The following is a 20676-nucleotide window of genomic DNA, read 5'->3' as shown; positions in this document are numbered from 1 at the left end:
TTGATTTGTTAAGAGGGCGCCGTTAGTGAATGGCTAACTGCGCACGACCATTTGTGGGATAAGCTCGCCAACGATTACCGTCATGGTGATCATGCGATCGTCTCTACTCACCGTTAACACAATCTCAGAGCCAGGCTCGGTCTCAGCAATCATATCTAGCGTTTTAGCTGCGCTTTCTACCTGTATACCGTTAATCGATAATACGATATCGTTTACTTGCAATCCTGCGGTGGCTGCTGGGCCATTTCTGCTCACCGAATCAACTACTATTCCTTGGCTACTGCGTAATTCTGAACCTGAGAAACCAAGCTGACCCCGAGTGACCTTGCCATTTAAGATAATTTCATCCATCACACGTCGCGCTAGCGTATACGGCACAGCAAAGTTAACGCCATCAACAGATGTGACTCTACGGCGATTATCCAAGGTTTTAAAATTGGCGTTGGTAATTCCCATCAAATAACCGTTGCTATCAACGAGCGCACCGCCAGAATTACCTTGATTGAGTACCGCATCAGTCTGAATAAAGTCAAAGAAGTTGGCAAAACCATTCTGCCCAGTACGACTGACCACGCCCGAGGTGATGGTTTGTCCTAAATCAAATGGGTTGCCTACCGCCATTACCACATCGCCAACACGCAAATCAGGTGATTCCATCTGTGGGATCACATGCAAATCTTCGGCAAAAACTCTAAGTACGGCTAAATCTGTTATTTCGTCAAAACCAACGAGTTGTGCTTGCAGTAATCGACTGTCTTGCAGGGCAACGTATATGCTGTCGGCATTCTGTATAACGTGGTAACAGGTTAATAAATACCCGTCTTCAGTCATAATGACACCAGAACCTAGCGACGTTCTTTCATTAAGACGATTTCGAAATAGCCGATTTCCATTATCAAGGCTGATGCTATAAATGTTGACTACGGCTGGCGCACTTCGCTCTAACGCACTGTAGTAACTGACTCGCGGCGGAATATTTTCGCTTGTCTTGAAAAGATTGAGGTTGAGGCCTTCGCCTTGTCTAAATTCAGGAAAGAACAATAGCAATAGCGCAGCTACCACCACGCCGAGCATGATAGGCTTTAGTAGAGCGATGAGTACACGGCTAAATAACGACATTCGTTCCTAGAATTAAATTTCAAGCTATAGATCATAGCAAATTCATCAAAGATGTCATTGCTCAAAACTATTTTTTCTAGAAGTTAACATAAAAAACCTCTCAAAGCGCAAGCTTTGAGAGGTTTTAATGTATTTACAAAGAATTGTTAGCGGATAATAACGTACAGATTGCTGCCGCCACGTTGCACGTTTAGCGCAATGATGCCGTTTGCCTCTTCTATGGTCTCACTCAACGCCGTGATGCTGTTAATGCGCTGGCGGTTAACACCCACTATGACGTCGTTCTCACGAAGGCCTATGCGAGCGGCCGGTGAGCCATCAGCCACGTCGGTGACTTGCACCGCTGCATTGTTGTTTCTATCGACGCCTGTGGCAAAACTTGCACCCTCCAGTGCTGGATGCATGTCTTTCGCTTCTGCCATAAGTGCTTCAGCGGCATCTAACACGACATTGATGTCTTGTCGCTCACCATTACGAATAATCGTCAAGGTAACCTTCGCGCCTGCACCTAGACTTGCTATTTTAGCGCGTAGCTCGTTAAAGCTATTGAGTTCATTACCATTGATGGCCGTAATGATGTCACCTGATTGAATGCCAGCCTTGTTAGCCGCTGAACCTTCTTGCACTTCATTAACGAAAGCACCTTTGTTTGCAGGAGAATTTAAGGCTTCAGCAAGACCTGCATCAACATCTTCACCTAAAATACCCAGCAGACCGCGGCGCACTTCACCAAACTCGACGATTTGGTCAACTAAGCTTTTCATCATATTGCTAGGAATGGCAAAACCAATCCCGACGTTACCGCCGTTAGGACCGAAAATAGCCGTGTTAATACCCACTAGCTCGCCTCTTAAATTAACTAAAGCTCCTCCAGAATTGCCCCGGTTAATAGCAGCGTCAGTTTGAATGTAATCTTCATAACCACCAATATTTAAGCCAGATCTTCCAAGGGCACTGACGATGCCGGAGGTTACCGTTTGACTCAGTCCAAATGGGTTACCAATGGCTACCACGAAGTCTCCGACTCTTAAGGCATCAGAGTCAGCTAAGGTTACATCTTGGAGATTTTCTGGGTCAATTTTTAAAAGCGCAATATCACTTTGTGCATCTGCGCCAAGCTTTTCAGCTTCAAATTCTCTGCCATCGGTAAGCTTGACGAGAATTTTGTCGGCGTTGGCAACCACGTGATTGTTGGTAACCACATAACCCTGCTCGGCATCAATAATGACACCTGAGCCCAAGCCTCTAAAAGGACGTTCTTGGGGACTTTGTTGTGGGGTGCCAAAGAAATACCGGAACATTTCAGGTACTTGTTGACGGGATGTTTGTGTACCTTCAACGGAAATACTAACAATAGCGGGCGTTGTTTCTTCTAGCATTGGTGCTAAAGAAGGTAGCTCATCGTCTGAAAAAAATGGAATGCCGGCAGTTGCGGACGTAGAAATGCCAACGACCATCAGGGCCGCTGTCAAGCCAACAAGGCTTTGGCGTATCAATTGCTTCATCAAACTTATTACTCCTAAATTTAAGTAACCTACAGACTCAAATTTAGGGGCAATAGTTCATATTACAAGTTATTTATTTGCAGATTTTTGGTTAGAGATGTTGCCAACAAACAAGCCAGATCCATTATTCGCAAAATCTCTTGGTGGAGCGTCGCCTTGATTCGCAGAATCCGACGAACTTGATACTGGCGTATGATTACGCAAATACATCCGCGCATGCTCGCCAAAGAAACTTGCTTTATCGGTTTCCTCATTGGCAATACTGAGTGATGCTTCATACGTTTGCAGATTGTTTGTGAGCTGCTCTAAACGCAGGCGAATTGCATCTATAGACTCTTTACTTGATTCAATATGATGATGTGCTTGTTGGGCTAAAATTGTCTTTAGCTCTTGCTCGGAGCGCACTAAATCAGCACCCTTTTGCTTCGCCTTTATGTTTGCCCATTGCCATGCTACGGCAACGCCTATAACGACGCCAACAACAACCCCGAAGATCACGCTTACTATTTCCATTACTATTCCTGCGTCTGGCAAAGATTTAGATAAATCATTGAACATTCAACGACGTCATGCAAGTGTTTATTCAACAAAATCCACAGCAAAAATTGTAAGAGCCTTGTATAATCCCGCGTGATTTTGCATTTATTCGGATTTTTCAAAGGTAAAAGTAGTGTTATGACACCGTGGGAAAAGTATCAAGAAGACCTAACGCTCATAGAATTCCAATATGATAGCGCGCAAGAAAACGCGGTCAAAGAGCTACAAAGACTCTTTGATGAGTTAACGCAACCGAAAAAGAAAAAGGCATGGCGAGTCAAGCTAGCAGCGAAGTTTGGTAAGGCTATGGTGAAGCCTGGTGTACAAGGTATTTATTTTTACGGAGGTGTTGGCCGCGGTAAAACATACTTGGTAGATACTTTTTATGATTGCCTGCCTTTTGAAGATAAGATGCGCGTGCATTTTCATCGGTTCATGCAGCGAGTGCACAAAGAGCTCAAATTACTCGGCGGTAAATCCGACCCCCTTAAAATTATTGCAAAGAAAATTGCCAGTGAGACTCGCATCATATGCTTTGATGAGTTTTTTGTTTCTGATATTACCGATGCAATGATTTTAGGTACTTTGATGGAACAGCTTTTTTCCCAAGGCGTCGTGCTGGTGGCCACATCGAACATTGTACCTGATGAACTGTACAAAAATGGCTTACAACGAGCTCGTTTTCTTCCTGCTATTGAATTAATTAATGAAAATACGCGTGTAATAAATGTCGATAGCGGCAATGACTATCGTCTACGCACCCTTGAAAAGGCAGAAATTTATCACTACCCATTAGATGATGACGCACAGCGCAATCTAAACTTATATTTCGATCAATTAGCAGCAGAAAAAGGCGTTGATAATACCATGGTAGAAATAGAAGGTCGTAACATTCCGGCTAAAAGAAAGGCTGAAAGTGTGATTATGTTTGAATTTAGAGCGCTGTGTGACGGGCCACGTAGTCAAAGTGATTACATTGAAATTAGTCGAGAGTACAATACGGTACTTTTAGCAAACGTTGAGCAGATGAATGCGAGCATGGATGATATTGCACGCAGATTCATTGCGATGGTAGATGAGTTTTATGAACGCAAAGTAAAGTTGATAATGTCATCCGAAGTACCCTTAGAAAAGCTATATAACCAAGGGCGCTTGAGTTTCGAGTTTCAGCGTTGTCTGAGTCGTCTACAAGAAATGCAGTCGCGCAGCTATTTAGCCCAGGCGCATCTTGCATAGCTAGAGATTCTCGCGGTTTAAAAAGTCGTAAATTAAAGTACAATTATACTATTGATGTTTGTCTGCGGGCGCTTGACCTACGGACCGATAACTTAGCAACACACTAAAATAATAATGAGAGCCTTATGGGAAGAAAGTTTGAAGTAAGAAAGGTCGCGATGGCAAAAACCGCGACGGCAAAAACCAAAGTTTACTCAAAGTATGGTAAAGAAATATACGTCGTTGCAAAAAATGGCGGCACCGATCCGGTTGCGAACTTATCCTTAAAACGCTTGATTGAAAAAGCAAAAAAAGACCAAGTTCCCGCCCACGTAATTGACAAAGCCATCGACAAAGCCGCTGGTGGTGGAGGCGAAGATTTTGCGCCGGCTCGCTACGAGGGCTTTGGACCCGGTGGGTGCATGGTCATTGTTGATTGTTTGACCGACAATGTGAATCGCACCATCACCGACGTTCGTAACTGCTTCACTAAGACCGACAGTAAGTTAGGCGCACAAAACTCCGCCGCGTTTATGTTTGATCACTTGGCGGTGTTCACCTTTGCTGGGGATGATGACGAAGTTATCTTAGAGGCGCTTATGGAGGATGATGTAGACGTCCATGACGTGGAAGTCGAAGACGGTCAGGTAACGGTATTAGTGCCGCATACTGAGTTCTTCAAAGCGAAAACCTCATTACAAGAAAGGTTTGATGGCATCGAGTTTGATGTTGAGGAAATCACTTGGTTACCTCAAGAGAGCAAAGATATCAGTGAAGATGATATGCCCATGTTTGAAAAGTTCATGGACATGCTAAATGACTGTGATGATGTGCAAAATGTCTATCACAACGCAAACGCGTAAACTTTAACGCTTTAGTCGCATTCTCAGGCAAATGCTTTATACTGCGCCTGAGAGTCAGCCAGACAGTCGCTGCTCTGCTTTATTTCGGTAAAGTAGGGGGGAGGAAAGTCCGGGCTCCATAGGGTAGGGTGCCAGATAACGTCTGGGCGGCGTGAGCCGACGACAAGTGCAGCAGAGAGAAGACCGCCAGCTTACTTGTTAAGCTGGTAAGGGTGAAAGGGTGCGGTAAGAGCGCACCGCGTTTCTGGTAACAGTAAACGGCGAGGTAAACTCCACTCGGAGCAAGACCAAATAGGTCCCCGAACGGCGCGACCCGCGTTGGGGACGGGTAGGTTGCTTGAGCCAATGAGCGATTATTGGCCTAGAGGAATGATTGTCATTCTTTGCAAAAAGAATACAGAACCCGGCTTATCGGCTGACTCTTTTTTACTTCCACACATATATGAAATCACTCAATTCATATCACAGTGAGGCGATGAGTTTGTTTTAAAACAAGCTCCAACTGCCTCAATCTCCTAATAGATTTACACTCGTAATTTCTTCTTCTTTGTTTGTTGAAGTATTCACGAATGCATCAGTGTTTAATACTCTCTTCCACATGACGTCAATTCAACCTAATATGTACACATTGTGTTTTAGCGAGATAAACGATGAATGTAGAAAAAACAATCCAAAGTAGCAACGAACCCTCTTGTTTCACTTGCGAGGTAAATGAGCACATCGCGCACATTACCTTATCTCGACCTGAGCAACTGAATTCGATGATACCTGCCTTTTGGACTGAGCTTCCTTCATTAGTGCGAGCATTAGATGCACGAGGTGATGTGCGCGTAATTGTGATCAGCAGCACTGGAAAGCACTTTAGTGCAGGAATGGATTTGTCGGTGTTCACAAACATGGCAGAGGATTTTAAGGGCGAACCTGCTCGACGAGCTGAAAACATGCGCCGTTCGATTCTTGCATTACAAGATGCATTTAATGCCTTAGAAGAAGCGCGAATGCCCGTTTTAGTGGCCATTCATGGCGGTGCAATTGGTGGTGCGGTAGATATGGTCTGCGCTGCTGACTGCAGATATTGCACAGAAGATACTTTCTTTACCATCAAAGAAACGCAGATTGGCATGACAGCTGATGTAGGTACCTTGCAGCGCTTACCGCATTTGATTCCGCAAGGACTAATAAGAGAGCTTGCATATACAGGTCGCAACTGGAGCGCACACGAAGCTCTTGCTCAAGGTTTTGTAAATCAAATTTACCCTAGTCAGGAAGCAATGCTTGATGCTGTTATGAAAATAGCACGCAACATTGCCATAAACTCCCCAATGGCCGTGACAGGATGCAAGCAAATGATTAACTACACTAGAGACCACAGTGTTTCCGACAGTTTGGATTATATGGCCACATGGCAAGCAGGAATGTTACAAATGCCTGATGTATTTGAAGCGATGGAGGCACAAAAAAGTCGCAGGCTGCCTATATTTGAACCCCTAAAGCCAATCAACGAGAAAAAATAAAAGCGAAAGAGGCGTATATTACTGATAGCTTATAGTTGCAGTATATCTTAGTGACTTTAATAGTTATCTATAGCTAGAGATAAGTCGCAATACATGCCGGAATACGCCAAAGTTTATGGTGTGAATGTTTTACAGGAGCTTCTATGACAACGGTAACTCAGATACAAGTCAAACAAGATGATCTTGCATCTACCAAGCTCAAGCATATTGAGATTGATGAAAACTCTCTTAAAGAGGGGGAGGTGATACTGGCTACCGAATCCTTTGGGTTCTCTGCGAATAATATTACCTATGCGGCATTGGGGCACGGCATGGGATACTGGGGATTTTTCCCAGCTGATGAGGGCTATGGCATAGTTCCGGTTTGGGGCTTTGCGAAGGTATCTCACTCCAATCACCCCGATATTCAGGTAGGGCAAAAAGTCTTTGGTTATCTACCAATGGCTTCACATGTGCTTGTTCGGGCGCATAAACTCAATCCTTTTGGCTTCTCTGATGGCCACCCTCAGCGCAAGAGTATTAGTCCCGTGTACGATAACTATATTTATTGTGACAAAGACCCTGGTTATAACCCAGCGCGTGAGTCTTGGCAGCTAAATTTCCGCCCCTTATTTATGACCTCTTTTGTATTGGACGAGTTTGTTGGTCAGCATCTATCTCATGACTCATTAATACTGACCAGTGCGTCTAGCAAAACGGCTTTTGGAACAGCCTTTTTGTTACAGGCAAATAAACAAAAACGCAATGCAAATTATGAAGTCATCGGTCTTACCTCCGCTTCAAACAAGGCTCTGGTAGAGTCACTAGGGTGTTATGACAAAGTACTTTGTTATGATGAGGTCGATTCGTTGCCAAATCACAGTGCGTGGTTGCTCGATTTTGCTGCCAACGGTGCCGTAATTGATAGTGTGAAAGCCGCGATTGGTGACAACCTCACCAAAGTCACACTGATTGGTGCTACCGATTGGAAGGCTGAGCAAAAGCCCAGTAAGAAAGCGCTTCAAGCAGAAATCTTTTTTGCACCCTCGTTAGTGAAATCTCTAAATCAAGAATGGGGGCAGGGTGAGTTTTTAACGCGTTACGCAAAAGCATGGGCACATGTGGCGCTTGCGCTCAAAGATACCATGCATGAGGTAGATGTTAATGGTACGGATGAGATTGTAGGGTTATATTTGCAAACACTCAATGGAACGGCTGATACAAAAGCGCTCAACATTATGCGCTTTTAACGGCTGCCTAAAAGGGTGTTTTTTACAAAAGCCACTTCATTATTAAAGTGGCTTTTGGCTATTTACTCCCGCTAAAAGTTTATTTTTCACACGGTATTGCTAAATACGTCAAATGCACCTATTTTACGCGATATTCTAACAATCAATTGTGATTGTCCGCTTCATATTCAGGAGATATCCGTGAGCGACCCCAAAGCCCCAAATCCAGCGAGCGAGCAAGAATACCACCTCGAGCTACGCCATTTAACTTTAGCTGATTTTGAAGGGATAAAATCCTTGATGGATGTTGTATATCGAAACATCGGTGGCGCATTTTCAAAAAAACGTTATCAAGCTCAAATTAATACCTTTGCAGATGGACAAATCTGTATTGAAGATAAGGGACGTATTGTTGCCGCTGCCTTTTCAGTCATTGTTGATTATGAAAAGTTTGGTGATAAACATACCTACGAAGAAATCACTGGTGATGCGTATTTAACCACACACGATCCTAAAGGGGATGTCTTATACGGCGTTGATTTTTTTGTCGACCCCGAATACCGAGGTTTGCGATTAGGGCGGCGACTATACGAAGCACGCAAAGAGCTTTGTCGCAATTTGAATTTAAAGAGCATTATGGCCGGTGGCAGGATCCCTAACTACTCGAAGTATGCCGACAAGATGACCCCGTTTGAATACATCGAGCAGGTTAAAGATAAAGAGATTCACGATCCTACTTTGTCATTTCAAATGAACAATGGCTTTGAGGTGAAACAGGTACTTAAGGCGTATTTGCCTGAAGACAACCCGTCTATGGGCTTTGCTACTTTGTTGCAATGGCACAATATGTATTATGATGCAGAAAAGCCATCACTCCTTCACAGTAAATTTTCAAGCGCTCGAATTGGCTTGGTGCAATGGCAAATGCGCTACTTCGACAGTGTTGACGATATGCTCCAGCAGGTTGAATATTTTGTAGATGCGCTGTCAGACTATAAGTGCGACTTAGCGGTATTACCGGAGTTTTTTAACGCCCCGTTAATGGGCTTAAGTGAGTCTGAAGCGCCCATTGATGCCATATGGCATCTGGCCGAATATACGTCTGAAATTTTAAGCGCGATTTCTGAGCTGGCAATCAGTTACAACATTAATATTATTGCGGGTTCTTTGCCTGTTGTCGAAGAGAACGATTTATACAACGTCGCCTACCTTTGTCATCGTGATGGTCGCATCGACAGTCAATACAAGCTTCATCCTACACCATATGAGAAGAATGGCTGGTTAATGAAAGGTGGAGACAAGCTGACTGCATTTGATACCGACTTTGGCAAAATTGGTATTCTCATTTGTTACGATGTTGAGTTTCCTGAACTATCGCGTCTGTTGTCTGAAGAAGAAATCCAGATCCTATGCGTACCTTTTTGGACCGACACTAAAAACGGCTATTTACGCGTGCGCAGATGCGCCCAGGCACGCGCTATTGAAAATGAGTGTTACGTGGCTATTGCTGGCAGTGTGGGTAACTTACCGAAAGTAGATAATGTGGATATTCAATATGGCCAAACCGCTGTATTCTCTCCGTCTGACTTTGCTTTCCCGCATGATGCGATTGTCTCGGAGACAACTCCTAACACCGAAATGATGCTCATTGTCGATTTAGATTTAGATAAACTAGAAAAGCTGCAAAACGAGGGCTCGGTAAGAAACTACTTGGATAAAAGACGAGATCTATACCGCGTTCAGTGGATTGGGGAGAAGTAATCTCCCTATATTAATCCTTGTTCGATTGCCTTTAATACTGCTCGGGTGCGGTCTCGCACACCGAGCTTGGCTAAAATGCTAGATACTTGGTTTTTTATCGTCCCTTCTGAACGAAATAGGCTTTGTGCCATCTCTTTGTTTGAACAGCCTGCCGCCATCAAGCGTAGTATTTCGGTCTCGCGTTTGCTGAGTGCTTCAGGATAATCAGCAGCATCAAAATCCGACGTTTTGCCTCGTAAGCCTTCAATGAGTCGCTCAGTAATCGCTGGCTGAATAAGGGTATTACCAGCATTCACCGCCTCAATACTTTCGACTAATGTGTCTAGGGATACATCTTTGAGTAAATATCCCTTTGCGCCTGCTTTGATTGCTCGCATAACTGACTCATGATCATCAAAGGTGGTAAGCATAATGATAGGGATTTGAATCTCTGCGCTCACCAGTTCACGTAAAGCATCAATGCCGTCTAAGATGGGCATTCGTATGTCCATAAGCACCACATCGACGTCGTTGGATGACGCGCTTATGGCGTCGACAGCGTCTCTACCATTAGCCGCTTCCCCTACTACGCGGACTTTGTCAGAGAGCGATAATAGGCTTTTTATGCCTTCTCGAACGAGGGTTTGATCATCTACAAGAAAGACTTTTATCAAGGCGTCACCTTTGCAAGAGGAATGGTGACGGTAGTCACAAAATGGGTGGTATTTAATGCAAATGCTACGCGGCCCATTAACGCCTCAATACGTTCCTGCATCCCTTTTAAACCGTTTCCGATGCGCAATACCTGCGGGATATTACCGTCATTCTTGATTTGCATTTTCAATTCGTTCTCATGCTGATGCAACGTCACTTCCATTTGATGCCCTTTTGCATGTTTAAGGGTATTGGTAATGGATTCTTGAACGCATTTAATTAATGCATCTGCCATATCAATGCTATCGACTTCAAGATGCTCGCCCACATCCAGTTTAAAGTTAATATGTGGGATTTGCTCAGTAATCTCCGACAGGGCTTTTTTTAAATCTACTTGGCCTTTGTCACGAATTTCACTTACCGCTTCTCGCACGTCGCTTAGCAGGAGCTTTGCAAGTTTATGACATTGCTCAATGTTTTGTTTCACCTCACCTTCAGATTTGATGCCTGCAACCTGCAAATTAATAGTCAAAGCTGTAAGGTGATGGCCCAATAGGTCGTGGATGTTACGCGCGATACGCACTCTCTCACTTTGTTTGTTGGCTTCATTTAAAAGCGCTTGAGTACTTATCAGACGGCGGCTTACTTCTTGCGCTTGCTCTCTGGCTTCGGTCTCTTTTTTTGCCGTATTTACCATGATGATTGCAAACATGTTAAAGGTCCAAAAGAGTAACGCACTAATATAGGTTTGCTCATGTCCCCAGTAGTATTGGAAGATTAAAAATAGTGGAACAGACAACAGCGAACCAACGACAAGTGCTAATCGAATAGTGAGAAAGTAAGGCAGGCCGCCACTAAGTATACCCATCAAAATGCTGTTGAAGGATAGGGGGACTACAAAATAAATCCCGACAACTATGCAAAACGCGAACGCAATTAACCCAACGCGCCAGCCTTGCGCGCCTTCGATGGTGTTTTCATTAACGATGATAAGCCAAACGGTTATGTAGCTTAGATAAAGTACTATTGCTAAAGCAATCTGACTAAGAGGGAAGTCGTTGTTGTGCATAATAACGACGCACAGCGTTGAGACAACCAGCCATGTCACGATGCCTGAGGCTTTATCTAGCCTAAAAATGTTTTGGGATAAAAATTTACGCAACCTAGCATCCAAATTAAACAACAGAATGCTAGATTAGCAATAAAGAGGCGTTGGGCATATAGGTAAAAAGTCACGTTTAACTGACTATGCTACCAACCCTTTTGCAAGTACTCGGTTCGATAATAAAGAGAGCAACTCTAACTCTTCGTCACTTCGTTTACCGTCTGCTGCGGTAATTTCCATGGCAACTTCAAACGCTTTGGCTGGGTCGATATTTAAGTCATTACCTAGGTCGCGCAAGTATTCGCGTGCGGCATTTTGATCTATTGCCACTCTTGCTTCATGAATCACCTGACTGATAAACGCGGGTAACACTGTGCCGCTCGTCCACTCGAGTTGTTCGGTCAGCTCTTCAAAGTAGTCTTGCTCGGTTAATGTCACTTTGCCATCAATCTGATACAGCAAAACCGACATTCTTACGAGGGCTTCATTAAATAGTTGGCGATGGTTAAGAGGTTGCTCATCTGGTGTCGTCATGCGAATACCTTTGTGGATGATGGGTGTGTAAGACTATATTCCATGCTTGAGGTTCAGTTTTTTGTACGAAACCCAGGGGCTAATTGTGGGTTCTCAATAATTTCAAGAACTTGCGTATTGCTGAGGGCGAGTTGACACCCTTGGTTTGAAATCCGCGCATCCGATGAGCAATCCACTTGCCACTGCCTTAGCACATAAGCCGCTAGTGCAGCCCTAACACGCATAGTCTTGGTGCCATTGCGCATGGCATAGTCCATTTCAATGGCCCGCGGGTTTTTAATGCTTGGATGAGGTACCAACACCAACTCTACAAAAGTATTGAACTGTTTGTCTGCATTTGCAAGTTCATGCTTTTCGCTTGGCGCTCCTAACTCATCAACCGCAGTAAAGCGTGTGCATACAAAGTCGCGGAAGGATTTAGATTTTCCATCAAAACCACGAACATGCCAACGGTGACCATTATTAATAATAGCGTGTGGCACTAAACGGCGCTGGCTCTCGCCGGAAGTAATAGATACATACTTAACAATACACGCTTGTTGATTATGAATCGCTCGCATTAGCGTGGCAATGATTTCAACTTCTGGATGTATCAATTGCACCGCTTCAAAGCAGTGCTCGGAAGGCTGCACATCGCTGGTGATGCCGTCGCTGAATCCTTTGCTAACGGATTGTAAAATGGTGTCGGCTGAAAAATCGAATAAAGGCTTGAAATGCTGCGTGCGATAATACTGTTTCGTAGAATGGTCGAGTGCCAAGTTATGCTCTGCTAACTCTCGATAAGCGGCAAAGTCTCTGGTGCTTGCTGCAAGCCCAGTTTTAAACCGCGCGATCAGGTCATTGCGCGCTATATTCCCAAAAAACTGCAGGTTAAAGTCAATAAAAGCGAGGCGCTCTCGCTGTGATAGAGAGACCTCAGCAAGTTTCTGCTCGATAAGAGAATGGGTTGCAGCAAGAGTCATGGTGCTTCATACCTAGATTAATATTGCCCTGAATTGTACTGGATAAATAATCAGTACGCAATCAATTTGATGGCATCTATTAAGGTGGCGTTAATATGCGCCCGCAGCTTTAAATAACTGGATATGCACATCAACCAGCGCGTCAATATCTCGTTGATAGCCACCGCCAATGACCGCGGCCACAGGTAACCCATGTTCATCGCAGGCATCAAAAACCATTTTGTCTCGCGTGTAAACGCCTTCTGTGGAAATGTCTAAATGGCCCAAGTCATCATCTACGTGAATATCAACGCCGGCGTCATAAATGACCGCATCAGCTTGAGAGTAGGTAAGTGCCATCGACAACGCTTGTTCCACCGTGCTTAGATATTCATCGTCCCCAGTCCCTTTAGCCAAGCCAAAATCGAGATCCGAAACCTGCTTTCGATATGGGAAGTTTTTTTCGCCATGGATGGAGACGGTATAAATGCTCGCATTATTCGCCGCTAATTTCGCGGTACCATCACCTTGGTGTACATCACAATCAAAAATCAGCACACGGTCAATATGCGGTTCTTGCAGCATACGTAGAGCCGTTAAGTAGAGGTCATTCACCATGCAGAAGCCCGAACCAAAGTTAGCGAACGCATGATGATATCCGCCGGTCAGATTAAGCGCTCGACCATGTTGTAATGCAAGCTCTCCGCAAAGAACCGTGCCTGCCGCCGCTGTTAATGTGCGCTCAATTAGTTGTTGCGACCAGGGAAAGCCTATTCGTCTCATGGCTTTTGGGTCAAGTGTGCCGGTGGTTAACTGTTCTATATATTCAGGATCATATACGGATTTCAACTGCAAAGTGTTGAGCGGAGACGGTTCGCTAAATTGTGCCTCACCTACACCTAGTGACAGCAAACGGTCTTTAATTCCCTGATATTTTTCAATTGGAAAGCGGTGACGCACTGGTAGTGACAGTTGACTATAGATGGGATGAAATACTAATGGAACAGCAGTCATATAAAGGTCACAAGGCGATAAGCATAAAAGGCATCCGATTTTTACTAAGGCAGTGTGGTTATGGATTAACTCGGGTGCAAATTGCTCGCGTATCGCACAGTAAATTTTTTATCAAACTAGTAGGCATTTTTTCCAAAAAAGCCTTTAAAAGCCGTTACTACAATGATTTTTACGTCTAACCAAACCGACCAGCGATGAATATAATCTAAATCGTATTCAACACGCTCCACCATTTTATTGATGGTTTCGGTTTCGCCTCTAAATCCATTTATCTGCGCCCACCCCGTGATGCCAGGCTTTACTTTATGGCGAAGCATGTAACCTTCGATTAGTTTGCGATATTCTTCATTATGCGCCACAGCATGTGGCCGTGGGCCTACTATAGACATTCTGCCTTGTAACACGTTGAAAAACTGTGGCAACTCATCTAGAGACGTGCGTCTTAAAAAGGCACCAAAACCGGTAACGCGCTCGTCGTTTTTCTTGGCTTGTTTTACTTCATTGTCTTCTAGTACGTTCATCGTTCTAAACTTGTAGACTTTTATTTCTCTACCGTCTAAACCATATCGTTTTTGCTTAAATATAATAGGGCCCGGTGACGTTAGCTTGATGCCCAGCGCAATAAAGGCCATAGGGATGACGACAATCGCTAAAATGAGGGTTGCAAACACCAAATCTTCAGCGCGCTTGAGTACGTTACTCGCGCCTTGGAAAGGTGTGTCAAAAACGCTCAAGGTCTGCACCGAGCCCACGCTCTGCCAGCGTGAATTAAGCAGATTATAAATAAAGAAATTGGGAATAATATAAACGCTACACGTAGTGTCGCTACACTGGTTGAGAATGTCCATAATCCGTGTTTCAGCGCTCATCGGCATGGCGATATAAATGTAGTCTACCTTGCCCTCTTTAGCGGCTTGCAGCGCGTCATCAATGTTACCACTTACCTGATTTTGGAACTCGTGAGGTAAACGTGCCAGAGCTCTATCATCAAACAAACCGAAAAGTCTTATGCCAAGCTGATCATTCTCTATGATTTGCTGAGATAGATTGTAGCCTGCGGAAGTTGCCCCAATAATGGCTGCAGTTCGACTATTTCTGCCGCGTTTGCGCTGAATAAACAAGATTTTTCTGAAGATGATACGCCAAGCTGTAAGCGATGGATAAGCGATACCGAACCACAGCAAGACGTTTTCATTACTAACACTTATTAGGCTGGGTACAAAATATCCGCAAACGATAATGACTAAACAAGTGGCAGTCCAAGCCAATACAGTCATTTTCAACATAGCCGAAGTAGACTGCGTTCTCCAAGAGCGGTAAACGTCTAAACCTTCGGCACAAATGTTGAATGTGATAATACCTAAGAGCAACAAAATGGTGTTGGCAGGCTCAATGGCGATATCTTTAAAATACAATACGCTGAAATATAAGAGCGTGAGGATAACCAAATCAACCAAGCGATAGAGCGTCGAAAAGCTGCTCTTATTAGACTGTATAATCCCGCCACGTTTGTTAGAGGGTGTTGGTTGTTTGTTCAATGACATACTCGCTTAATATAAAAACTGATCGTCATTCCTTCGAACGGGCTCACCTGCGCATGGTTACATGGTATTTGAACCGCGTATGTTCACTAAATTGGGGCGCGAAAGCAAGTCTTTATATGCCCTGTTAGGTATAAAAGCGCCTGGTTTGCTTTACTTTTCACGCAGCGGTTCCATTTTAAGAGCTTGGATATGGCCAAAATATTGATTTTTAGCGAAAAGAGGCAGTACAAAGCGATATCAGAATTGTTTATTACGTGTTCTGTCATGTATAATCGTTGAGGTAAAACATTCGATAAATACACTCAAGTTGTGGTATTCAACCATTCCACCATTAAAGCGTGGAAATAACGGTTAAACCGCGCAAACTTTCTCGATACAGGGATGCTAATGAAAACAATAAAAATGGCTAGCGCAGCGGTGATAATGCTTTTTGCGTTATCTGCAAATGCCCAGAAGTTTGATGATTCTGCGAGCTTTCCATTTGGAAGCTTTGATGTTACTCCCGTTGTAGACCTTGCTCTTCGCTATGATGATAACGTTATCCGCTCGGATATTAATGCTATTGAGAGTTGGTCTCGGATTATAGCCCCGCAAATCACTATGAGCAGCAGCTTGGGTGCGAGTGACGTCACTTTTGGATATAGAATTGTAAATGAAGATTTTTTTAGCACCAGCGCAGATGATGCGACGGACCATTTTTTATTTGCTCAATCCAACGTAGAATTTGACTCAAGAAACCGCTTAATCGCCTCCCTTAATTTTGAAGATGGTCATGACCGCCGAGGCAGTAACTTTTCAATTGGTCTGGGCGAACAACTAACGGAAACAGATAAGTTTAAAGAGTCGGATTTTGATCTTTTGTATTCCTATGGCGCATTCAATGCAAGCGGCAGACTCGACCTTAATTTCAATATCACTGAACTGAATTACGACCGCGATATTCCTGTATATCGCGCTCGCGACAGAGTTTCTACTACCGTTGGCGGCACGTTTTTCTACCGCATCAGCCCGGCGACGGATGCAACATTTGATGTAATCTATACCAATATTTCTTATAAATTTGACTTAGAACAGGGCAATCCACTAGATAGCCGAGAGTTGTCCTACTTGGTTGGTTTAGATTGGGAAGCGACTTCGAAAACCTCAGGATTCGCTAAAATTGGCTACGAGCAGAAAAATTTCACCTCTTCACAGCGCACTGATTTCAGCGGGATTGATTGGACCTTAGGTGTATTATGGGAACCGGTTGCTTATTCTAGTGTCGAAATCACCACTAGTGCTGATTCGAATGAGACCAACGGAGAAGGAGACTTCATCCGTGGCGAAAATTACTCTATCGAGTGGCGCCATGAATGGTTAGAGCGTTTTCGTACATCGGTGCGATTTAGTTTGGCAAACGATGTATACGAAGGGCAAATCGCTGATGATTTAGCGATTCGAGAAGATGACTACCAGCGCTTTCAAGCAACGGCGTATTATCAGTTCAGGCGTTGGCTAAACTTCGAATTGGCTTACATATATGACGAGCGTGATAGTAATCGAAACCGCATCAACTATGGACGTAATCAGTTGTTCTTAAACGCATTGATCACGCTATAGTCAGATAATTCGAACAGGAGCATAAATGAGACGTAGCTCGAAATGTTTATTGATGAGTTTTGTACTGCTTACATTAGGTTTAGTTAACTCAGTAACGGCGCAAACCCCGACCCCAGCACCTATAGCCGGCGAATATACCTTAGGCGCCGGCGACATTATTCGTATCACTGTTTTCGGACAAGAAGACCTCACGGTAGAAACGCGTTTATCTAATATCGGCGTCATCAGATACCCTTTTTTAGGAGATATACGCCTCATAGGTCAATCAGTCAATGAGGTTGAGTTACTCATAGATAAGGGTCTTCGTGGTGACTATTTAATTGACCCTTCTGTTTCGGTGACCGTTATCGAGTACCGCCCCTTTTTCATTGATGGTGAGGTTAATAGGCCTGGGGGTTATCCATATCAGCCCGGTTTGACTGTAGAGCGTGCCGCAGCACTGGCAGGCGGATATACCGAACGCGCTTCTAAGAGTGTGGTATCAATACGGCGCAATTTGACCGGAGAAGAAGTCACCTTAGAAGTGGAAGCTGGTGAGATTGTTATGCCCGGCGATATAGTTACGATTAAACAGCGCTTTTTCTAATTGGAACCTTACACATAAATGGTAAATACACAAAACGATAAACTAGAAGCAAAGCTGTTTGATTCCGATATCATTGATTTTGGGCAGTATCTGCAAACCATCAAACGTTATTTTTGGCGCATTGCTGGACTTGCTATATTTTTAACGCTTCTTGTGAGCTTAATCGTTTTATCGTTGACGCCCATTTATAGTGCTAAAGTCACTTTACTTATAGAGTCAGAACAAGCCAACGTATTGTCAATTGAAGAGGTTTACGGGATTGACTCTAGCCGCAAAGAATACTTTGAAACTCAGTACGAGATTTTGCGCTCCAGGCAAATTGCGCAGCGTGTTGTAGAGCGCATGCAGTTGCATGAGCACCCGATGTTCAATAGGGATGTGTTTGAGGCTAATAAAGGTGCATTTGACTCCTTTATGGACGAGCTTAAACTCACGCTTAAATCAGCGCTACCCTTTTTGCCTCAAACGCCCACAATCTCTCCAAGTGAAGACGATATTTTGTTGGCAAATAAAGCTTTCGCGACCACCTTACTTCTGCAAAACACAAGGGTTGTTCCGGTTAAAAATACACAAGTCGTTGAGGTGTTTATCGAAACCCCTGATGCCAAACTGAGTGCTGATATCGCAAACACCGTTGCCGACATTTACATTGAGAGCTATCTAGAAGCAAAGCTTGAAATGACGGAGAAAGCTACCGCGTGGCTAAACAACAGTTTACAAGGCTTGCGCACGAAACTCAGCGAAGCCGAAGGTAAACTAGCGGATTTTTATGAGCAAGAACAACTGGTCGACATTGACGGTGTGGTTGGTTTGGCCTCAGAAGAGTTACAGCAATTAAGCGACCAACTTTTAGATGCGGAAGTGGCCTTGCAGCGCAGCCAATCAATTTATGACCAGGTAAATCGTCAGGGCGCCAGCATAAATGAGCTTTCTAGCGTACCAGAGGTGCTGAATCATCCATCTATCCAATCGGTGAAACGAGAGGAGGTCATTGCGCAGAGTAAAGTGTCTGAACTTCGTGAGGTATATGGCCCTAAGCATCCGGTGATGATTGCTGCAAATGCAGAGCTTAGCTCTATTCAGGGTAGCTTAAGTCAGCAGATCGCAAATCTAGTATCCGGTATCACCAATGAGTACCGCACCACACAAACTAAAGTGCGAGCCTTACGTCGAGAAGTCGAGGAAGCAAAAGCAGAATTTAGGAAGCTGTCTAGCCTCGAAAGCACAAGGAGAACGTTGCAGCGTGATGTGGATATTAATCAGCAATTGTATGATAGCTTTTTCACCCGACTAAAGGAAACAGACCAACTTGGTGGTTTTGAGTCTGCAAATGCACGCGTGCTTGATTCGGCTGTTCCACCCATTGCACCGGCGAAGCCGAACAAATTGTTAATCATCGCAGCGGCAATGTTTTTAAGCACTGGCTTAGGCGTATTCTTAGCCCTTTCGCTAGAGGCGTTAAGTCGTGGGATTAGGTCAACAGATGACGTTGAACGCAAGCTATCTCAGCGCATGCTTGGATTAATACCGTGGCAGGCGCACAAAAAGCATGAAAACCTTTCTTTGCGACATTTCTTTGACCCGAATCATCATATTTTTAGTGAGTCTGTAAGGACGCTAAGAACGAGCCTGCAACTACTAAATATCGATAAACCATCGCAAACCATTTTAGTGACATCTAGCGTGCCGAAAGAGGGAAAAAGCACGGTCTCGGTGAATTTGGCATTTGCCCTTGGCCAATTGAGTAAAGTCTTGCTGTTAGATACTGATTTACGTAAGCCCTCCCTTGGAAGATTGTTCGAATTGCCCGGCTTCCAGCCAGGATTGGCGAATGTGATATCGGGCAGTCACAGCCTTGAAGAATGCATTGTTTGTGACCAACAGTCTAAGGTTGATATATTAAGTGCAGGTACGCTTCCCCCTAATCCTCAAGAGTTGCTTGCGTCGCAAAAGTTTGCAGAGCTGATGCAGACCTTAAGAGATAAATACGATTATATAGTGGTTGACAGCGCGCCGACCCAAGCGGTCAGCGATGCCATTGTTGTGTCAAAGCAATGTGACTCTTTAATTTATGTGGTTAAGGCTGATAGCACGAGTGATAAAATTATCAACAATGGCTTAAGCCGTTTTGTTGAAATAGGCCATCGCATAGATGGTGTGGTCCTTAATCAGGTTGACCTTAAAAAGGCGCAGCGTACGGGTGAATACTCCGGTTACTACGACCAATATGGGTATAATAGCTACCAAGCTGATGATAAAACCAGTTGATAGATTTACACAGCCATATTCTTGCCGGTATTGATGATGGTGCGCGTACATTAGAAGAAAGCATAGCGCTCGCCAAACAGGCTAGCGAGCAGGGCGTAACGCACATGGTTTGCACACCGCACATTCACCCTGGCACCTTCGACAATACCCTAACCACCATTGAAAAAAGCTTTGTGGCTACCGTTAATGCGGTGCACCAACACGATATCCCTTTGAAACTAAGCTACGCATGTGAAGTGCGTTTAGGCATCGAAGTTCCAGAAAAAATCACCAGTAACGCATTGCCTTTTTTAGGGCATTTTCAAGGTAAAAGGGTATTGTTGTTAGAGCTACCTCACAGCCATATTCCAGTAGGCGTAGATAGTTTGGTTCGCTGGCTGACAAAACGTGATATTCAGGTTGTTATTCCCCATCCTGAACGCAACCGAGATGTATTGGCGCATTATGAAAAGGCTATTTGGTTAAAGCGTTTAGGCGTAATGTTTCAGGCTACAGCCGGCGCATTTTCGGGCACTTTTTCTGAATCTGTTAAGCAATGTGTTTGGCAAATGCTTGAGGATAAACTTATCTCCTATGTAGCCTCAGATATGCATAATCTGCACAAGCGCCCAAACGAAATGAAAGCCGCTTTTGATTGCATCAGTAAAGACAAAGGCGAGGTGGTTGCCAACACTTTATTGCACACAGTACCCGCTCAGATTACTGAAAATACGCAGTGGCGCTAATGCTG

General features: G+C 44.2%; 18 protein-coding genes and 1 other RNA gene. 10 read left to right on the top strand and 9 right to left on the bottom strand.

Features of this window, described 5'->3' with window-relative positions:
- Positions 1–33 precede the first annotated feature (33 nt).
- From KJ365_RS16440 to KJ365_RS16430, 3 genes are all read right to left on the bottom strand, one after another.
- Entirely contained in the window at positions 34–1119 is a 1086-nt protein-coding gene (locus KJ365_RS16440; protein WP_214452760.1) for a trypsin-like peptidase domain-containing protein, read from the bottom strand.
- Between the two features lie 146 nt (positions 1120–1265).
- Entirely contained in the window at positions 1266–2624 is a 1359-nt protein-coding gene (locus tag KJ365_RS16435; RefSeq protein WP_214452759.1) for a DegQ family serine endoprotease, read from the bottom strand.
- Between the two features lie 69 nt (positions 2625–2693).
- Entirely contained in the window at positions 2694–3137 is a 444-nt protein-coding gene (locus KJ365_RS16430) for a ZapG family protein (protein ID WP_214452758.1), read from the bottom strand.
- A 162-nt stretch (positions 3138–3299) separates the two neighbouring features.
- On the opposite strand from KJ365_RS16430, the gene zapE reads away from it, so the two are divergent.
- The 6 genes from zapE (at position 3300) to KJ365_RS16400 (ending at position 9722) form a co-directional block, all read left to right on the top strand.
- Positions 3300–4397 (top strand): cell division protein ZapE, encoded by a 1098-nt coding sequence (gene zapE, locus KJ365_RS16425; RefSeq protein WP_214452757.1) that lies wholly within the window; start codon positions 3300–3302, stop codon positions 4395–4397.
- 125 nt (positions 4398–4522) lie between these two features.
- Complete coding sequence (locus KJ365_RS16420) at positions 4523–5239, top strand: YebC/PmpR family DNA-binding transcriptional regulator (RefSeq protein WP_214452756.1); 717 nt, start codon at positions 4523–4525, stop codon at positions 5237–5239.
- Positions 5240–5289: 50 nt separating this feature from the next.
- Positions 5290–5666, top strand: an RNA gene (gene rnpB / locus KJ365_RS16415) — RNase P RNA component class A.
- Between the two features lie 223 nt (positions 5667–5889).
- The gene (locus KJ365_RS16410; RefSeq protein WP_214452755.1) at positions 5890–6753 is read left to right on the top strand and encodes a crotonase/enoyl-CoA hydratase family protein; all 864 of its coding nucleotides are present in this window, start codon (positions 5890–5892) and stop codon (positions 6751–6753) included.
- A 143-nt stretch (positions 6754–6896) separates the two neighbouring features.
- Positions 6897–7982 carry a DUF2855 family protein gene (locus KJ365_RS16405; RefSeq protein ID WP_214452754.1) on the top strand — a complete coding sequence of 362 codons (1086 nt, stop codon included), beginning with the start codon at positions 6897–6899 and terminating at the stop codon, positions 7980–7982.
- Positions 7983–8162: 180 nt separating this feature from the next.
- The gene (locus KJ365_RS16400; RefSeq protein WP_214452753.1) at positions 8163–9722 is read left to right on the top strand and encodes a GNAT family N-acetyltransferase; all 1560 of its coding nucleotides are present in this window, start codon (positions 8163–8165) and stop codon (positions 9720–9722) included.
- A gap of 5 nt (positions 9723–9727) precedes the next feature.
- Here the strand turns inward: KJ365_RS16400 and KJ365_RS16395 are convergent, their stop codons facing one another.
- From KJ365_RS16395 to KJ365_RS16370, 6 genes are all read right to left on the bottom strand, one after another.
- A complete protein-coding gene (locus KJ365_RS16395) occupies positions 9728–10375 on the bottom strand; it encodes a response regulator (protein ID WP_214452752.1) in 648 nt (215 codons plus the stop codon).
- Positions 10372–11517 (bottom strand): sensor histidine kinase, encoded by a 1146-nt coding sequence (locus KJ365_RS16390; protein WP_214452751.1) that lies wholly within the window; start codon positions 11515–11517, stop codon positions 10372–10374. The genes KJ365_RS16395 and KJ365_RS16390 overlap by 4 nt, the downstream gene beginning before the upstream one ends.
- A gap of 84 nt (positions 11518–11601) precedes the next feature.
- Positions 11602–11994: a TerB family tellurite resistance protein gene (locus KJ365_RS16385; RefSeq protein ID WP_214452750.1), complete on the bottom strand. Its 393-nt coding sequence runs from the start codon at positions 11992–11994 to the stop codon at positions 11602–11604.
- A 53-nt stretch (positions 11995–12047) separates the two neighbouring features.
- Positions 12048–12956, bottom strand: a complete 909-nt coding sequence (locus KJ365_RS16380; RefSeq protein ID WP_214452749.1) for a WYL domain-containing protein — start codon at positions 12954–12956, stop codon at positions 12048–12050.
- A 90-nt stretch (positions 12957–13046) separates the two neighbouring features.
- Complete coding sequence (locus KJ365_RS16375) at positions 13047–13949, bottom strand: histone deacetylase family protein (RefSeq protein WP_214452748.1); 903 nt, start codon at positions 13947–13949, stop codon at positions 13047–13049.
- 116 nt (positions 13950–14065) lie between these two features.
- Positions 14066–15493, bottom strand: coding sequence for an undecaprenyl-phosphate glucose phosphotransferase (locus KJ365_RS16370; RefSeq protein WP_214452747.1), 1428 nt, complete (start codon positions 15491–15493; stop codon positions 14066–14068).
- A gap of 387 nt (positions 15494–15880) precedes the next feature.
- On the opposite strand from KJ365_RS16370, the gene KJ365_RS16365 reads away from it, so the two are divergent.
- The 4 genes from KJ365_RS16365 to KJ365_RS16350 are packed head-to-tail and all read left to right on the top strand — an operon-like array spanning position 15881 to position 20671.
- A complete protein-coding gene (locus KJ365_RS16365) occupies positions 15881–17092 on the top strand; it encodes an outer membrane beta-barrel protein (protein WP_214452746.1) in 1212 nt (403 codons plus the stop codon).
- Between the two features lie 25 nt (positions 17093–17117).
- Positions 17118–17678 (top strand): polysaccharide biosynthesis/export family protein, encoded by a 561-nt coding sequence (locus KJ365_RS16360; protein WP_250884296.1) that lies wholly within the window; start codon positions 17118–17120, stop codon positions 17676–17678.
- 18 nt (positions 17679–17696) lie between these two features.
- Positions 17697–19946, top strand: coding sequence for a GumC family protein (locus KJ365_RS16355; RefSeq protein WP_214452745.1), 2250 nt, complete (start codon positions 17697–17699; stop codon positions 19944–19946).
- On the top strand, positions 19943–20671 hold the full coding sequence (locus KJ365_RS16350; protein WP_214452744.1) for a tyrosine-protein phosphatase: 729 nt from the start codon (positions 19943–19945) through the stop codon (positions 20669–20671). The genes KJ365_RS16355 and KJ365_RS16350 overlap by 4 nt, the downstream gene beginning before the upstream one ends.
- Positions 20672–20676 lie beyond the last annotated feature (5 nt).

This window comes from Glaciecola sp. XM2 (assembly GCF_018595715.1).
Taxonomy (GTDB): domain Bacteria; phylum Pseudomonadota; class Gammaproteobacteria; order Enterobacterales; family Alteromonadaceae; genus Glaciecola.
The sequence above is the reverse complement of the archived record's forward strand: the minus strand, read 5'-3'. Positions and strand labels throughout refer to the sequence as shown.

What these genes read in the sequence shown, in the direction of transcription:
- KJ365_RS16440 (WP_214452760.1), bottom strand. Translation starts at nt 1,119, where the DNA reads ATGTCGTTATTTAGCCGTGTACTCATCGCTCTACTAAAGCCTATCATG.
- KJ365_RS16435 (WP_214452759.1), bottom strand. Translation starts at nt 2,624, where the DNA reads ATGAAGCAATTGATACGCCAAAGCCTTGTTGGCTTGACAGCGGCCCTG.
- KJ365_RS16430 (WP_214452758.1), bottom strand. Translation starts at nt 3,137, where the DNA reads ATGGAAATAGTAAGCGTGATCTTCGGGGTTGTTGTTGGCGTCGTTATA.
- zapE (WP_214452757.1), top strand. Translation starts at nt 3,300, where the DNA reads ATGACACCGTGGGAAAAGTATCAAGAAGACCTAACGCTCATAGAATTC.
- KJ365_RS16420 (WP_214452756.1), top strand. Translation starts at nt 4,523, where the DNA reads ATGGGAAGAAAGTTTGAAGTAAGAAAGGTCGCGATGGCAAAAACCGCG.
- KJ365_RS16410 (WP_214452755.1), top strand. Translation starts at nt 5,890, where the DNA reads ATGAATGTAGAAAAAACAATCCAAAGTAGCAACGAACCCTCTTGTTTC.
- KJ365_RS16405 (WP_214452754.1), top strand. Translation starts at nt 6,897, where the DNA reads ATGACAACGGTAACTCAGATACAAGTCAAACAAGATGATCTTGCATCT.
- KJ365_RS16385 (WP_214452750.1), bottom strand. Translation starts at nt 11,994, where the DNA reads ATGACGACACCAGATGAGCAACCTCTTAACCATCGCCAACTATTTAAT.
- KJ365_RS16380 (WP_214452749.1), bottom strand. Translation starts at nt 12,956, where the DNA reads ATGACTCTTGCTGCAACCCATTCTCTTATCGAGCAGAAACTTGCTGAG.
- KJ365_RS16375 (WP_214452748.1), bottom strand. Translation starts at nt 13,949, where the DNA reads ATGACTGCTGTTCCATTAGTATTTCATCCCATCTATAGTCAACTGTCA.
- KJ365_RS16370 (WP_214452747.1), bottom strand. Translation starts at nt 15,493, where the DNA reads ATGTCATTGAACAAACAACCAACACCCTCTAACAAACGTGGCGGGATT.
- KJ365_RS16365 (WP_214452746.1), top strand. Translation starts at nt 15,881, where the DNA reads ATGAAAACAATAAAAATGGCTAGCGCAGCGGTGATAATGCTTTTTGCG.
- KJ365_RS16360 (WP_250884296.1), top strand. Translation starts at nt 17,118, where the DNA reads ATGAGACGTAGCTCGAAATGTTTATTGATGAGTTTTGTACTGCTTACA.
- KJ365_RS16355 (WP_214452745.1), top strand. Translation starts at nt 17,697, where the DNA reads ATGGTAAATACACAAAACGATAAACTAGAAGCAAAGCTGTTTGATTCC.